Here is a 16,850-nt window from a genome sequence, read left to right as displayed (position 1 = left end):
GAATCCGAAACTTTGCTCTTTATAACCATTATAAAAAGAATTTTATATCAATTTAAAATAAAAAGATTTTTCAAAGTTTCGTTTTCAGCCGAACTGAAAACTTGAAACTTGAAACTTTAAACAAAGAAAAGATGTTATCAATAAAAAACCTTCACGCCGGAATTGGTGATAAAGAAATCCTTAAGGGAATTAATATAGAAGTTAAAGCTGGAGAAGTTCACGCGATAATGGGACCAAACGGTTCTGGAAAAAGTACCCTTTCTGCAGTTATTGCAGGAAACGAAAATTATGAAGTTACAGACGGAGAGGTAATTCTTGACGGAGAAGACCTGGCTGATTTAGCTCCAGAAGAAAGAGCACATAAAGGTGTTTTCCTTTCTTTTCAATATCCGGTAGAAATTCCTGGAGTTAGTGTAACTAACTTTATGAAAACTGCCATTAATGAAACTCGTAAAGCAAACGGTCAGGAAGAAATGCCTGCAAACGAAATGTTGAAAGTGATTCGTGAGAAATCTGAATTGTTAGAAATCGACCGTAAATTTTTATCTCGTTCTTTAAATGAAGGTTTTTCCGGAGGAGAGAAAAAAAGAAACGAGATTTTCCAAATGGCAATGTTAGAGCCAAAATTAGCTATCCTTGACGAAACCGATTCTGGCCTTGATATCGATGCCTTAAGAATTGTGGCTAATGGTGTAAACAAATTAAAAAGCGACAAAAACGCAATTATAGTAATTACACACTACCAACGTTTGTTAGATTATATCGTTCCGGATTTCGTTCACGTTCTTTACAACGGAAGAATCGTAAAATCAGGAGGGAAAGAATTGGCTTACGAATTAGAAGAAAAAGGATACGACTGGATCAAGGCAGAAAACTAGTTTACAGTTACAGTTTACAGTTTACCAAACTCATAACTTATAACTCATAACTTATAACTAAAGAAATGGATTTAAAAGAAAAATTAGTATCGTCTTTTATGGCTTTTGAAGAGCGTGTTGATGTGCATTCAGACTTGCATGACATACGTACAAATGCTATAAAAAACTTCGAAAATAAAGGTTTCCCAACCAAAAAAGAAGAAGCGTGGAAATATACATCGCTAAATGCCATCTTAAAAAATGACTTTACGGTTTTTCCAAAGCAGGAAAATGCAATCGAATTCAATCAGGTAAAAAAATACTTTTTACACGAAATTGACACTTATAAATTAGTTTTTATTGATGGTATTTTCAGTTCGCATTTATCCTCTACAACCCACGACGGAATCGATGTTTGTCTGATGTCTTCGGCATTGACTAAGCCTAAATACAAAATGGTTATTGATACGTATTTTAACCAAATTGCAAGCAAAGATGACAGTTTAACTTCATTGAACACTGCTTTTGCAATTGAAGGTGCTTTTATCAATATTCCAAAGAAAAAAGTAGCTGATAAACCAATTGAAATCATGTATTTTTCAACTGGAAATGAAACTGCGTTAATGGTGCAGCCAAGAAACCTTGTTATTGTGGGTGAAAATTCACATGTTCAGATTATTGAACGTCACCAAAGCCTGAATGAAAATCCGGTTTTAACGAATTCTGTTACGGAGATTTTCGCTCAAAAACGTGCCATTGTCGATTATTATAAAATTCAAAACGACAATAGCGAAGCAAATTTAGTTGATAACACTTACGTTTCTCAACAGCAGGAAAGTCACGCTTACGTTCACACTTTCTCATTTGGAGGAAACATTACGCGTAACAATCTAAACTTTTACCATTTTGGCGAAAGATTAACCAGTACGCTTAACGGAATTTCAATTCTAAATGACAAACAGCACGTCGATCATTATACGTTGGTAAACCATGCACAGCCAAATTGCGAAAGTTTTCAGGATTATAAAGGAATTTTCTCTGATCGTTCAACTGGAGTTTTCAATGGGAAAATTTTAGTTGACAAGGAAGCTCAAAAAACCAATGCTTTCCAAAAGAGCAATAATATTTTATTAAGCGACAAAGCTACAATTAATGCAAAACCTCAACTGGAAATCTTTGCCGATGACGTAAAATGTTCTCACGGATGTACAGTTGGACAGCTGGACGAAACAGCAATGTTCTACATGCAGTCCCGCGGAATCCCTAAAAAAGAAGCTAAAGCTTTATTGATGTACGCATTCTCAAATGCCGTGATCGAAAGCATCAAAATACCGGAATTAAAGCAAAGAATCACTAAAATCATTGCCACCAAACTAGGCGTGAATTTAGGATTTGATTTGTAAAAATATTCTAAGTTCAAAAATATAAAAACCGGTAACATACTAAAAAAGTAAGTTACCGGTTTTTGTATGCTTTTATTTATTACAATTCGAAACTTTTTCCCTGCTCTGGAAAAATAAATTTCAATCCTAAATTATTTTGGATCTTCAATTGCTCTTTAATTTTTATAATATTCTTCGCAGGCGGTTTCAGATGTGTAATTACTATTTTAAATCCGTTTAAAGAATTTTTACCCGCCAGTTTCTCTAGTTCACGAAGTTCATCCATCAAATATTTCGGAGTCAAATGCCCAAATAAAAACTGATCCGGCTGCTCATTTGGGAAAGAAACTTCTATAAAAATGCCTTTTAATTGTTTACTCCTGATTAATGGAGTAATTGCTTTCCATAACACCTGTAAATTATTGCTTTTCTCTACTGCATCCGGACCAGTATCACCAAGATACAAAGCATAGTCGTTTCCATTTTTTATCAAAAAAGCAGTGCTTTCATATGGATTGACATGACTTAAGGAAAAAGCTTTTACTGTCATTTGAGTATTTGTAATGGGAGTTTCTTCATTAACATTCAAAGTCTGAAAATGATATTTTTTCAATGGAAAACCTACTCCCTGATCTCCAAAATTTGCCCAGGTTTTGTCATTAAAATAATGGTTTTCCATCATCTCGATACATTTATTTGTGGCATAAACTGTTTTTGAGGAATCTGCCGGAGAATTAATTATTAAACCCGAAACATGATCCAAATGTGCATGTGAAATTAAATATCCTTTAATGTATTTTCGTAGTACTTCGCTTGTTGGAACTTTGAATACTTTATTTTCAATAGCTTTCTCGATTCCTGAATTGATGGTTCCGGCATCCAGACAGATGTAATCTTTAGTATTAGAAGATGCTATTAAATAGGCCGAAAGGTTTTTTTCATCTATTCCACCCTTGACACCTAAAGGAACAACCTGAAAAGCTGATTGTAACTTTTTTTGAGAAAATACAGATCCCGAAATTAGAAGTAACGCAATTAGTAAATATTTAGAGAAATTCATCTTTGATAATTTTGCAATTGCAAATTTCATCATTTATAGGGAATAAATTTGTACTGATTCCTGAAAATCCTGTTTAATAATCTAAATTTACTTTTCATTTAAAAAATATCTTTTGCCTAATGAAAAAACTATTCCTCTTCGTAATTTTATGCTTCGTAATTCAAAATAGTTATTCATGTGACTGTTCCGAAAAACCATCAATTGAAAAAAATTGGGAATTGGCTAGCGAAGTTTTTACTGCAAAAATCATTCAAGTTGACAGCCTACTTTATGGAAATTATGGTGAAAAAAATATATTCTTTTACTATTACAATAAGCAATTCTTATAAGCAGGAAATTTTTGGAGAAAGAAAAAACAGAACTATTCTGTTTGCTGATAGTGGCTCTTGTGACTTCTCTTTTATAATTGGTGAAGAATATTTGATTTATGCTAAAAGTAATGGTTATACTCTTAATTGTTCAATTTGTTCCCGAACAAATTTATTAAGCAATATAGATGAAAAAGAATTGGTAACTTTAGAAAACTTACGTAAAAATTTCCTTAAGAATAAGCAAAAAATAAAAATAATAAGATTTCAAAACAACATTCAATATCAGATTGACTTAGTTAAAAATTCATTTGAAGAAAAATTAAAAACTAAGGATAAAATAATTTATACTCTTTCAGGATTAAGTTTCCTTTTATTCTTGATTCTCATAATTGTAAAAAAGAAAAAGCTGTAAATTATTTTTTAAAGAAGGAATTCAATCTTAAAACAATATCTTTACGTTAAAATATCACATTTTAAACTAAAAAAGTTACAATGACAACAATAGCGTCTCAATTTGGAATAAATGAAGCCCTGGAAAAATTGGGCATCAAATTTATAAATGAAGGAACATCTACGGGAATAGAAAGTTTTTCATCAGGAGAAATTTTAGATAGCTATTCTCCGGTTGACGGAAAATTAATCGCATCTGTAAAAATGACAACACCTGAAGATTACGAAAAAGTAATGCAGTCTGCAACAGAAGCTTTTAAAATATTTCGTTTAATTCCAGCACCTCAGCGTGGAGAAATTGTACGTCAGTTTGGAGAAAAATTACGCCAAAATAAAGAAGCTCTTGGAAAATTAGTTTCTTATGAAATGGGTAAATCATTACAGGAAGGCTACGGAGAAGTACAGGAAATGATCGATATTTGTGATTTTGCAGTTGGCCTTTCACGCCAGTTGCACGGATTAACAATGCATTCTGAAAGGCCCGGACACCGCATGTACGAACAATACCATCCTTTAGGAATTGTCGGAATTATTTCGGCCTTTAATTTCCCTGTAGCGGTTTGGTCCTGGAATACAGCTTTAGCATGGATTTGCGGTGATGTTTGTGTTTGGAAACCTTCTGAAAAAACACCTCTTTGCGGTATTGCCTGTCAAAATATAATTACACAGGTTATTAAGGAAAATAACTTGCCGGAAGGAATTTCGTGTCTTATAAATGGTGATTTTACTATTGGTGAATTAATGACTGCTGATACCCGGATTCCGTTGATTTCTGCTACCGGCTCAACCCGAATGGGGAAGATAGTTGCTCAGGCTGTTGCCGGACGTTTAGGTAAATCTTTATTGGAGTTAGGAGGAAACAATGCGATTATTGTTACTCCGGATGCTGATATAAAAATGACTGTAATTGGAGCTGTTTTTGGAGCCGTTGGAACTGCCGGACAGCGTTGTACCTCAACCCGAAGATTGATTATTCACGAAAGTATTTACGATAAAGTAAAAGAGGCCCTGGTTGCTGCCTACAAACAATTACGAATCGGTAATCCGCTTGACGAAAACAATCATGTAGGCCCGCTAATTGATATTCATGCAGTTGAAATGTATGCCAAAGCCTTAAATAGAGTTGTTGCAGAAGGCGGAACAATTATAGTTGAAGGCGGCGTACTTTCCGGTGAGGGCTATGAAAGCGGCTGTTATGTAAAACCCGCAATTGCCGAAGCCGAAAATTCATTTGAAATAGTACAGCATGAAACCTTTGCACCGGTTTTATATCTGATGAAATATTCCGGAGAAATAGATAATGCTATCGAACAACAAAATGGCGTTGCACAAGGGTTATCATCAGCAATTATGACAAACAACTTACGTGAAGCCGAACGATTTTTATCGGTAACCGGTTCTGATTGTGGAATCGCAAATGTAAACATCGGGACTTCCGGAGCTGAAATTGGCGGTGCTTTTGGCGGAGAAAAAGAAACTGGAGGCGGAAGAGAATCTGGTTCTGATGCCTGGAAAATCTATATGAGACGCCAGACCAATACAATTAATTATACTACGAGTTTGTCTTTGGCACAGGGAATTAAATTTGATTTGTAAAATAATTAAATACACAAAAGGCTTCCAAAATTTAGGAAGCCTTTTGCATTGAATAATGGTTATTTAGGTATTATTTTTTAATGATAATTTTAGTAGTGACGTTCGTTTCAGTATGAACTTTTACCAAATAACTGCCATTGGCAAGATTACTCATATCAAAACTATTATTATTTCCTTGTTGTGTATTTACCAATAATCCTGTTAAATTATACACTTCCACTTTTTGAATTGCTTTATCTGAATCAATATTCAATTCACTTGAAACAGGATTTGGATACAACGTCAGTTTTGCAGAAGCCACTTCTTCTGCAAAACTGTTTGCCGACATACGAGCTGTAGTATTATATGTTGTACTGATGTAATATAAATTTGCAACAGAACCTTTTGTTATCGTATTAACCCCAGCAGGAAGCGATACTGTAACTACTCCTGAAACTGCAGTATAAGACACATTATTCACTTTTATTGTTCCTGTAAAATTAGAATCGAATACCAATTTTAATGTCGACGCAGCTGTTGTTGTGTATGTAATAGATGTGCTGGACTCTATTTTTAAACGGGCTGTCAATGTTAGTCCGGCATAGGTTACAGAACCTGCTGTCGAATTCATATTTCCGGTAATACTGTAAAATGTACTTGTTTTTCCGGATGTTGTAAAGTTATGAACCTGGTTTCCTGTTGATGTTCCTGTAACTGTAATCGTTCCAGATCCTGTAACTGCTGTGCCTGTTCCGGTTGTAGCAATAGAATAAGATACCGTTGTTGTTGGTGTTCCTGAAATAGTAATAGTTTTAGCCGAAGTGTTTTTTACAAAAGTAATTCCCGATGCCGGCAATCCTGTTACGGTAGCATCTGTCGCACTTCCTCCCCAGGTAAAGACTATTGAACTAATTGCCGTTCCACTTGTTACAGTTTGACTATTATTAGTTGTTGATGTAAGAGTTTGAGCACTTGCCAACGTAACTGTAATCGTCCCTGATCCTGTAGCAGCTGTTCCACTTCCTATTGTACTAATTGAGTATGAAAGAGTCGCTGTTGGTGTTCCGGTAATCGTAATGGTTTTAGCAGTAGTATTTTTTACAAAAGTAATCCCTGATGCTGGTAATCCTGTTACTGTTGCATCTGTTGCGCTTCCGCCCCAGGTAAAAACTATTGAACCAATTGCTGTTCCACTAGTTACAGTTTGATTATTATTGGTTGTTGAAGTCAGCGTCTGATTGCTTACTAAATTTGTTTCTCCTTGTACTGAAATTAATGTTCCGGTATAATTAGTAAGAGCCGATTTTAATGCTGCAATTACAGTTGAAGATGCATCGTCAACCGAATTATCAAAAGTCCATTTTAAATCACCTCCGGAGACACGACCAGAATATTGCACCACTTTAGTTTGCGCTGCTGCGGGCTGATCGATAACCAGATTTTTGACATATAATGCAGCATTGGTATCAAAGTTATTATAACTATTGCCACCCAGTTTTGATTTGATACTACTGCTGATAACCTCACCTCTGGTTGTGGCTTCAATAGCATCGAACTCAACAGGATAATTGGTTGCATTATACGGAATATAACGTGTCTGACCAGTCATCGTATTATTAAATGCTTTAATAGTTCCTCCGGCTTCACCAGAAAAAGTACCTGTAGAATCGTAAAAAATATCAGTTCCCTGTTTAGAAGTAAGCATCGGATATTTACAATTTCTGAAAACATTTCCTTCTATGAATAAAGATGAACCTAATGTTGAGCCGGCTCCGTATTTTGAATTTCCATCATAATAGTTGTTATAAATGTGTGCAGAATAATAACGAACTCTTGGATGACGGGAATCAGAATGGTCAAACCAGTTGTGGTGATAGGTAATATACAAACCTGTTGTTGTTCCTTCACTCAAACCTAAAAGACTGGCTTTACCACTATCCCAAAAGTGATTATAGGACAATGTAACATAAGTTGATGATTTATTATCTAATGCTCCGTCTCCTTTAATCTGATCGGCATCGCTTCCGGCATCACCGTAAAATAAATCGCAGTTATGAACCCAGATGTGATCATTATCCTGCTGCATCCCTACATTATCTCCGGCCGTGCTATTGCAATTCATAAATCCAATATTACTGACTTCAATATTTGAAGCAGATTTAAGACGCACTCCCCAACCGTTTGCAACAGCATCATTACCAACACCTTCAAAAGTAAGATAACTCGAAGCATTATTATCATTTTCGATAACAACATCTCCGCCTTCCATAACAGTCATATCAGTAATATTCCCTAACAGACGGATGATGAACGGCCGCGTATCTTTTCCTTTTTTAATGGCATACAAAATATTTTGTAATCCAACACACGGATTTGCACTTGCTCCGGTAATGTCCATCGAAATAGTGTTTTTAGTATTCTGTGAGATATAAAGAATTACCGCATTGTCTTTCGGAGTTCCATCCGCTTTATATCCTCCCGGAACGCGGCCTCCATCAAAAGCAAAGCCGTTACGATCGTGAGCTAAAACAGTAAGAGTACCGGTTATAGTACCATTTCCTTCAGCACCTGAAATAACCGGTTTAACTTTTACAGTATAAGTTCCTGCTTTAAGACCCGGAATATCGGCGCGATAGTAAGAACCATAGCTACGGATTAATTGATTGTCAATTTTCTTGTCTGTAAAGCCGTTTCCGGTATAATAAACATTGTACGTCTGGGCATTACTGACGGGCTGCCATTTTACAAAAGCAGATTCCAGCCAGCCGGCCGCCTCATTAATTTGCTGTGACCATGTTTGCATTGATACAAACAAAATAGTCAGAAAAAATAGTTTTTTTTTCATGTGTGGTTTGGTTAATTGATAGTTTTTTAAAAAGTGGTTTTTTATTTTTATCGACTGCATTAAAAAATGTAATCGATTACGTAAAAATATATAAATTTTCATTATTCATAATATTTTTATAATAAAAAACAACATTAAATAAAATAAATCAATTTAAATGATTAAAATGTAATAAATTACATTAAATGTAATAAATTACACACATTTAAAAACCCCTTATTCTATAAAGCATCCCAAACATTTCAAAAATGTGATTTAACAAATAAGAAGGTTAATTACGTTTTTTGTTTTATAAATTTAAAAATGTTAAATATTTAAAATGTAGTAAGAAAAAATTTACTATTTAAAAACCAACAAGCTGTAAATCAATTAAAAAAAATCAACTTGTGCCTTTTTAAAAAACATAGCAACAAAAAAAGACTTCCATCTGGAAGCCTTTTCATGAATTAACGAAACTTAATTTTTAATTATTTTTTGACAATCTTTCTGGTAGCAATGCCTTGATCTGTAGTTACTTTTACAACATAATTCCCTGTAGCTAAATCACTAACATTAACGGTTTCTTCAGCTAAATTTGAAATGCTTTTCACCACAGTTCCTGTTAAGCTATATATTACAACGATTTCTACTTTTTGATCTTTAGAAGAAATAAACAATTGATCTGATACAGGGTTTGGATGTACCGTTAATTTTGAAGCCTGAATATTATCTCCTAAACCTAATGTTGGATAAGAAGTCTTAATATAGTACAATGTTGTAGTTCCAGAATCCCTGCTAAGTGTATGATTTCCTGCAGCAAGAGTTAAAGAAATAATTCCTGAAGAAGCTGTTCTAGACACATCGTCAATTTTAATCTTTGCCGTAGCTTCTGCAAAAACCAAAGTCAAAGTGCTTGGTTGGGTTGTAGTATAACTGACAGTCCCGTCTTTTGATTCTATTTTTAAACCCTTTGTTAATGTAAGTCCATTATAAGAAACAGTACCTTTACTATCAGATAAATTTCCTGTAATAGCATAAAAATTATTTGATAAAGTATACGTTGCTGTAAAATTATGTATTTGATCACCCGCAGGAACCGCATTAACAACAATTGTCCCGGATACAGCAACCGGAGTACCTGTACTACCCGAAGTAGTTACCGTAAAAGTAACCGAACCTGTCGCTGTTGGAGTACCAGAAATTGTAATTGTTTTTGCAGATATATCCTTTACTGATCCAAGACCTGCTGGTAAGGTACCAACTTCTGCATCTTCTGCATCACCACTCCAGGTAAATACAATTGGAGCAATAGCTGCACCCAAAGTTATTGTCTGGTCCTTTTTACTTGTAGAAGTAAGCACCTGGCTACTTGGAGGCAACATTGTAATCGTTCCGGAAATAGAAGCTGCTGAACCAATACTTCCAGTAGTGGTAACCGTATAATCCATTGTTTCAGTTGGCGTTCCTGAAAGAGTTAATGTTTTTGTAGTAGTCTTTTTTGTAGCAATAATTCCATTTGGTAATCCTGTTACAGTAGCATCAGTAGCATCTCCCCCCCAAGTAAATACGATATTAGTAATTGCATTTCCACTAGAAACACTTTGATCATTATTAGCTGTAGTTACCACTAATGTTTGGTTTCCTGGAACTACAGTTTCACCCTGTACAGACAGCATTTTTGTCGTATAATCTGTAAGCGCTGTTTTTAATGCTACATTTACATCTGATGACATATCATCAATAACATTGTTAAAAGTCCATTTCAAATCTCCACCTTCAATGCGTCCAGCGTACGTCATCACATTTGCTTTTGCATCTGCGGGACTATCTGCTATATAAGGATACATGATCAGAGGATCGATATCAAAATTATTGTAAGCATTTGCACCTAATTTCGACTTAATACTATTACTTATAGGAAGCGATTTGTCTATAACTTCAATTGCATCAAATTCTATTGGATTACTAATTGCGTCATAAGTCACATAACGGGTTTGCCCACTCATGACATTATTAAAAGCTTTTATTGTTCCTCCTGCCTCTCCGGAGAAAGTACCTTCAGCCCCCCCATATTTATCGGTACCTTGTTGAGAAGTAAGCATAGGATATTTACAATTACGGAAAAAATTTGACTCCATAAATACTGACGAACCCAAAGTTGATCCGGCTCCATATTTTGAATTCCCATCGTAATAGTTGTTGTAAACATGAGCAGAATAATATCTTACACGAGGATGACGCGAATCAGAATGGTCATACCAATTGTGATGATAAGTTATGTATAATCCAGCCATAGAAGCCCCTTCTTTTAATCCTAATAGATTAGATTTTCCAGAATCCCAAAAATGGTTATATGAAAATGTAATGTAGGTAGATCTTTTAGCATCTAATGCACCGTCACCCTTTGCCTGATCTGCATCACCACCTGCTGCTCCATAAAACATATCACAATTATGAACCCAAATGTGATCATTATCCTGTTGCAATCCCACATTATCCCCTTCAGCAGCATCAGTTAACATAAATCCAATGTTACGAACTTCAACATTAGAAGCATTTTTAATTCGAAGTCCCCAACCGTTGGCAGCAGCATCATTTCCAATACCCTCCATTGTAATTGAACTTAAGGTATTTTGATTGTTTTCAATAACAAGATCTCCGTTAAGCATATAAGTTAAATCACTAATATTTCCAATTAACCGAATTGCTAGAGGGCGGGTGTCATTCCCCTTTTTATATCCATCCAAAATACTTTGCAAACCGGTGTATTTAGTTTTGGTTGTACCATTTGAACCCGTTACAACATCTAGAGAGATCGTATTTTTGGTGTTTTGTGTAATATATAAAACGATAGTATTGTTTTTCAATGTACCGTTCAAATTATAAGCCCCTGGAATACGACCACCCTGAAAAGCGAAGCCTGCACGGTCCTGAGCCAAAACAGTTAAAACTGATGTTGTTGTACCAACACCTTCAACACTTGATATTACGGGTTTTACAGTAATCGTATAAGATCCTGCTGCAAGACCCGGAACATCAGCACGAAAATAAGTACCATAACTGCGAATCAGCTGTTCATCAATTTTTTTGTTTGTTTCTGCGCCACCAGTGTAATAAACATTATAACTGTCTGCTCCTGCAACAGGTGACCATTCTACAAAAGCAGATTCAAGCCATCCGGATGATTTTGTAATGGTTTGCGCTCGAAGTTGTAGAGAAACGAATAGCAAAGCCATGTAAAGTAAAATTCTTTTCATAATTGTGGTTTAAAGTAAATAGATTAGATAGTTTATTTTAAATAATAGAAAGTCAAGATGTAATCGATTACACTAAAATAAATGTTTTTTATTAATATAAAAATTATTTAAACAAAAAATTACATATAACAAAAAATACATGTTAATAAATTATCACTTAAACAACTAAAACGTTGTGGTTCGAAAAACGCTCAAGTAATTGAAAACACTAACGTAACCAGAAACTAATTTAATCTCAAACTTTAAAATTCACATTTCACAAACAAAGAAATTAAACAACAAGCATATTCTTACTTTTACCATACAAGCTCTTCCAATTTTAAACTGTTCATTTTACAATTTTAATTAAAAAAAGATTCAAATTCCTTCCAAATAAAAAGCGGCGGTTTTGAAATTTTCAAAACCACCGCTTTTATGTTTAATTTAGTATCTACAAATTAAATGAAGCACCAAGGCTAAAAGTAACCTGATTGTTTAAATGATCAAATAAATCATTATCATCACTGTATTTTGCAATTGGAAATCCTAATTCAGTAAATACTCCAAATCCTTCAGTAAAAAAATATCGTCCCCCAACATGGCCTCCGAAATTTTTCAGTCCCAAATTTAAACCAGGATAAATATCTAATTTTTCATCAATATTTAAAACATTCCCAATATTAGCGTTTATTCTGAATTTGGCATCAAATCGATCTTTAAACTCAGGCTTTTCATTTACATATTGAGTAGTTCCATAAAATCCGGAAAACTCATTTACTCCTAACAAATAGGAAGCTACAAAACCATAAGAAAAATTTTCTGCCAAACCAAAATCAATGGAACCTTGGATTCCGGATCCGTCATTTTGTAAATTCGCTCCAACATTAATTTTTGTATCTCCTTTTCCTTTAAATGCCTGTTGTGCCTGTACAACTCCTACCAATACTAAAAATAATAGTGTGATAACTTTTTTCATAATTTTAAAATATATTTTGAGTGCAAAAATAGAAATTTACAATTAATTTCTTCCCCTTTCATTAGAATACAGCTTATTTAAAGGCTCGCTCTGCCAAAACTCTTTTGTATCAACATTCATTATTGTCAAAGGCCCTTTAAAAGCTGCTCCGGTATCAATATTCCAAACACAAGCCCTATTGACAGGAACCGTTTCACCAATCCGACTCACAGGTGTATGCCCAATAAAAATTTCTTTGTATAGTGTAAACCTTTTTGGATAATACAAATCGTCTTTTTTCATATTTGGATCCAAAGAAAGAGCTGTTTCCCATAAAGTTCTGTCCCAGTAAAATAATGTTGGGAAGTATTCATAGCCAACACCGTTTAAATTTGTAAAACCCGCATGAACAAATAAACGATTTTGTTCATCAAGATGATAATCTTCTAGTGATTCTAAAAATTTTATATGCTTTTGTTTTTGGCCTTTATTTAATTTTTCATAAGCCAAAACCGTAGCCTCACCACCATGCTGATACCAAAGCTCATTATTTTTTGCATTTTTAAGCCACTCTAATAAGAGCTCATCGTGATTCCCTCTGATGCAAATACAATTTTGCTTACTTTGAAGATCAATCAAATAATCAATTACCTGTGGCGACTGGCTCCAACCATCAACGTAATCCCCAAGAAATATTAAGGTATCTTTCTCTGTAACTTCAGCTCTTTTCATCACCTGCTCAAGTGCGAGTAAGCCACCATGAATGTCACCTATAACAAATGTTCTCATTTTTAATCATTTAATCTTTAATTGCAAAAATATAGAAAGAACCGCTTTAAACAAGTAACTTATTAATCTAATTTATATTGCTATTTAACAACAAAAATCCCGACAAATCTTAAACGCAATGTCTAAGTATTGTCAGGATAATTAAAACTTTTAATAAATTAAACTCCAAGTTTTTTTGCAATCTCAGATGGAATTCCTCCTTTGTTAACCATTAAAGCTGTTGTTTTATATTTTACAAAATTTTTAGTTACAAATAAGAAACCTTTATAATCATTTGTTTCTCCCCATGAATTTTTTACAATATAATATTCTTTCCCTGTCTGGTCTTTTGCCAAACCGATAATATGCATTCCGTGATCATCTGTAGTCTGGTAATTATCGAAAGCAGCCTGACGCATTTCCGCAGTAATTTCAGGTTCAGCTTTTGGGCCGTTGAACATGTCGGCCTTTTCTTCCGCCGTCATATCATCATATTTTTTTGTAGCAACATAAGCAACGCCATTTTTCCAGCTAAAGCTTTTCTCACTCACATCTGTTGCCCACGCTACAGTATACCCTTTTTTCAAAGCATTATCAATAACATCTGTCATATCATTTACTTTTACATTATAAACCTGATCAAATGACCAGTTATCAGGTACTGCTAATACTGTTTTTTGGTAATACGGAGCTGTTGTAAATGATGACATTTCTACATACTCATCAGGATTAATTCCAACAACTTCTTTAGCAAAACTTTGTGGCGTATAGTTTTTTCCTTTATAGTCAAAATTATCCGGAACTTTTCCTAAATAAGAATCAATTACAGATGCATAGGCTTTTTGCCAGTTTGGAGTCAGTTCCCCATTTGGATTTTTAACTACTGCTGTCAATACCCCTTCAATAAGAGCTGCCATTTCAGCAAATTTATTTTTATCTGTTCCGTAATTTAATCCTGTGTACACTTCTCTCGGAACTGTTCCGTATTTTTTATACATATTAATTACATCATGCAAAGAACCTCCGTCTCCTAAAGTAACAGCGCCGTGCATGCGTACATAATTTTTTCCTTTTTCAACATATACATTTCTTGCTGAAAAAATCTGAGACAACTCAACTGGCTGTTTTCCTAAACGAATCATTTCAGACTCTAAAAAAGAATTTGTAGAATAACTCCAGCAGGTTCCAGAAGAGCCCTGCAATTTTACTGAAGTAGTTCCTAAATTAATTACTTCAGTGAATTTAAAGTTTTCTTTGCTCTTTTCACTTGCATTAAGCTTAAGTGAATTTACTAAAATGTCTTGTGCGAAACATCCATTGACACCTGCCAAAAAAATAGACGCAGCAAATAATGATTTCATTGTAAATTTATACATAATCAAATGATTTAATAGTTACCTAATTAGTAACCCTTATTTTATTTTTGTTACAAATCAATTAAATAATAAGTAAAAAAACTATTATTTTTCAGTTAATATTTACACAATATTTTTGTTAAGCATCCAAAACTTACAAATTATTCAAAAAGTATTCGATATTGAAAGTGTAATTTATTACCTATTTTTATTTACTTAATAAATAGTATTTTTAAGCCTTAAAATAACATCAGCCATCGACGAATGTACGAACTCGAAAAAGAAAAATATTTAGGCAATAACAAAAACATCTTCAATAACAATCAAGGGATTGCTGTTGTTGAAACTGAATATCAAAATAAGGTTTACGAAGGCTGGCATTCACACAATAATGCTCACATTACACTTTTTCTGAAAGGCGGAACGACGGAAAAACGAAAAAACTTTAGTGAAACAGTAGGTGCAGGTTCATTGCTGTTTTATCATAGTGATGAACTGCATCTAAATCAAAATACACTTTTTCCATCGAAAAACATCAATATCGAAATCGAAGAAAACATTTTAAAAGAACTTCGTATTAATGAAGCCATAATTGAAAAGTCTGTTAAAAATACTGCACTTACAAAATTTTTAATTCTGAAAATTTTTAAAGAAACACTTACTGCAGATACTTTTTCAAGCGACAACATAACGATGCTTTTTTCTCAATTATTCCAGACCTATCATCATTTAGAACGATTTGATAAGAGTCCGTATTGGGTAAAAAGCTTAAATGAATTATTAAATGACTGCTGGAATGAAAACCCAAATCTGAAAGATTTGGCACATGTACTACAACTTAATCCTATTACAATATCGAAACACTTTCCGAAATATTTTGGCTGTACACTGGGTGAATACATGCGACGTATTAAAATAGAAAGATCCATTTCTCTTATTCAGTCCTGTAATAGCAATTTAACCGAAATTGGTCTCGAATGTGGTTTTGCTGATCAAAGTCATTTTATCAGAACTTTCAAGAATCAAACTGGTTTTTTACCAAAACAATTTCAAAAATTATAAGAAGGCAAATTTCATTCTATTTTTTGGTTTTGCTGCAATTTACATTTGCCTCAAATTAATATTAAAACCAATCTGAATGGAAACCCTTACTACAAAACAAAAAATATTTAAATCGCCAGTTACTAAGATAATGCTTGCTTTGCTTGTTTTTATGACAGTTGTTATAATTGGACAGCAAATTGCTTCAAAATTACTGGTCTTAACTCCTCTGGATAAAGACTACAGAAACCTGCTCAAAGGGCTTTTAGTTTCATCAGCCTGCGTTTTTAGCTACATATTATTTTTTAAAAAATATGACAAACGAATCATAACTGAATTTGCTACAAAGGGAATTATCAAAAATATATCTCTCGGTATCTTAATAAGCTTTGTTTTACAATCGCTTACTATTTTAGTGATGTATATAAATGGTTATTATACCATTTTGAATATCAATCCAGTCTCCTTTATTATAATTCCTTTTACCATTATGTTTACAGTAGCTATTATTGAAGAAATATTGGTTCGTGGAATTATATTCAGAATTTTAGAAGAAAAACTTGGAAGCTATATTGCTCTTACTATCTCATCAGTCCTGTTCGGTGTTTTTCACCTTGCAAATCCTCACTGTACCTTACTGTCAACAATATGCATAATCACCGCAGGATTTTTATTTGGAGCTGCCTTTATTTACAGTCGTAATTTATGGCTTCCAATTGCCATACACTTTGCATGGAACTTTACACAATCTGGAATCTTTGGCGCCATTACATCCGGGAATGAAAAAACAAACAGCTTATTGGAATCTAAAATACAAGGTCCTGAAATTATTACTGGAGGTGAATTTGGACCCGAAGGATCAATCCAGGCTATTGTTTTCTGCGGACTCGCAACAATTTTATTCTTAATTTTAATTCATAAACAAAATAAAATCATTAAACCATACTGGAAAAGATAGTCTTTATATATCTGAACAAAAAATCAAAACTCCCGATCAATTTTATTTGTCGGGAGTTTTTCCTTGACTACACCAATA

The 16,850-nt window shown here is 33.8% G+C and carries 12 protein-coding genes; 6 read left to right on the top strand and 6 right to left on the bottom strand.

Annotated features, from left to right (window positions below; genetic code table 11):
• Positions 1 to 131 precede the first annotated feature (131 nt).
• Both sufC and sufD read left to right on the top strand, forming a co-directional pair.
• The gene (gene sufC, locus OZP09_RS13670) at positions 132 to 878 is read left to right on the top strand and encodes a Fe-S cluster assembly ATPase SufC (RefSeq protein ID WP_232677711.1); all 747 of its coding nucleotides are present in this window, start codon (positions 132 to 134) and stop codon (positions 876 to 878) included.
• A 65-nt stretch (positions 879 to 943) separates the two neighbouring features.
• Positions 944 to 2,260 carry a Fe-S cluster assembly protein SufD gene (gene sufD, locus OZP09_RS13665; RefSeq protein WP_269234295.1) on the top strand — a complete coding sequence of 439 codons (1,317 nt, stop codon included), beginning with the start codon at positions 944 to 946 and terminating at the stop codon, positions 2,258 to 2,260.
• A 79-nt stretch (positions 2,261 to 2,339) separates the two neighbouring features.
• Here the strand turns inward: sufD and OZP09_RS13660 are convergent, their stop codons facing one another.
• A complete protein-coding gene (locus OZP09_RS13660; RefSeq protein WP_269237880.1) occupies positions 2,340 to 3,329 on the bottom strand; it encodes an MBL fold metallo-hydrolase in 990 nt (329 codons plus the stop codon).
• A gap of 171 nt (positions 3,330 to 3,500) precedes the next feature.
• Here OZP09_RS13660 and OZP09_RS13655 point away from each other — a divergent pair, with 171 nt between their 5' ends.
• Both OZP09_RS13655 and amaB read left to right on the top strand, forming a co-directional pair.
• Positions 3,501 to 4,022, top strand: a complete 522-nt coding sequence (locus OZP09_RS13655; protein ID WP_269234294.1) for a hypothetical protein — start codon at positions 3,501 to 3,503, stop codon at positions 4,020 to 4,022.
• Positions 4,023 to 4,102: 80 nt separating this feature from the next.
• Entirely contained in the window at positions 4,103 to 5,656 is a 1,554-nt protein-coding gene (gene amaB, locus OZP09_RS13650; protein ID WP_269234292.1) for an L-piperidine-6-carboxylate dehydrogenase, read from the top strand.
• 70 nt (positions 5,657 to 5,726) lie between these two features.
• Here the strand turns inward: amaB and OZP09_RS13645 are convergent, their stop codons facing one another.
• The 5 genes from OZP09_RS13645 to OZP09_RS13625 all read right to left on the bottom strand — a co-directional run bounded on the left by OZP09_RS13645 (position 5,727) and on the right by OZP09_RS13625 (position 14,794).
• Positions 5,727 to 8,480 carry a pectate lyase family protein gene (locus tag OZP09_RS13645; protein ID WP_281309531.1) on the bottom strand — a complete coding sequence of 918 codons (2,754 nt, stop codon included), beginning with the start codon at positions 8,478 to 8,480 and terminating at the stop codon, positions 5,727 to 5,729.
• Between the two features lie 467 nt (positions 8,481 to 8,947).
• Complete coding sequence (locus OZP09_RS13640; protein WP_281309530.1) at positions 8,948 to 11,716, bottom strand: pectate lyase family protein; 2,769 nt, start codon at positions 11,714 to 11,716, stop codon at positions 8,948 to 8,950.
• A gap of 430 nt (positions 11,717 to 12,146) precedes the next feature.
• Positions 12,147 to 12,671 (bottom strand): DUF6646 family protein, encoded by a 525-nt coding sequence (locus tag OZP09_RS13635; protein ID WP_269234286.1) that lies wholly within the window; start codon positions 12,669 to 12,671, stop codon positions 12,147 to 12,149.
• Between the two features lie 42 nt (positions 12,672 to 12,713).
• Complete coding sequence (locus OZP09_RS13630) at positions 12,714 to 13,439, bottom strand: metallophosphoesterase family protein (protein ID WP_269234284.1); 726 nt, start codon at positions 13,437 to 13,439, stop codon at positions 12,714 to 12,716.
• 158 nt (positions 13,440 to 13,597) lie between these two features.
• Positions 13,598 to 14,794, bottom strand: a complete 1,197-nt coding sequence (locus OZP09_RS13625) for a C1 family peptidase (RefSeq protein WP_269234283.1) — start codon at positions 14,792 to 14,794, stop codon at positions 13,598 to 13,600.
• Between the two features lie 243 nt (positions 14,795 to 15,037).
• Here OZP09_RS13625 and OZP09_RS13620 point away from each other — a divergent pair, with 243 nt between their 5' ends.
• Complete coding sequence (locus tag OZP09_RS13620) at positions 15,038 to 15,835, top strand: helix-turn-helix transcriptional regulator (RefSeq protein ID WP_269234282.1); 798 nt, start codon at positions 15,038 to 15,040, stop codon at positions 15,833 to 15,835.
• Positions 15,836 to 15,911: 76 nt separating this feature from the next.
• Positions 15,912 to 16,772: a CPBP family intramembrane glutamic endopeptidase gene (locus tag OZP09_RS13615; RefSeq protein WP_269234281.1), complete on the top strand. Its 861-nt coding sequence runs from the start codon at positions 15,912 to 15,914 to the stop codon at positions 16,770 to 16,772.
• Positions 16,773 to 16,850: the final 78 nt, after the last annotated feature.

The organism is Flavobacterium flavigenum (assembly GCF_027111255.2).
GTDB lineage: Bacteria > Bacteroidota > Bacteroidia > Flavobacteriales > Flavobacteriaceae > Flavobacterium > Flavobacterium flavigenum.
Note: the sequence above shows the minus strand (reverse complement) of the source record. Positions and strands in the feature narration are given on the sequence as shown.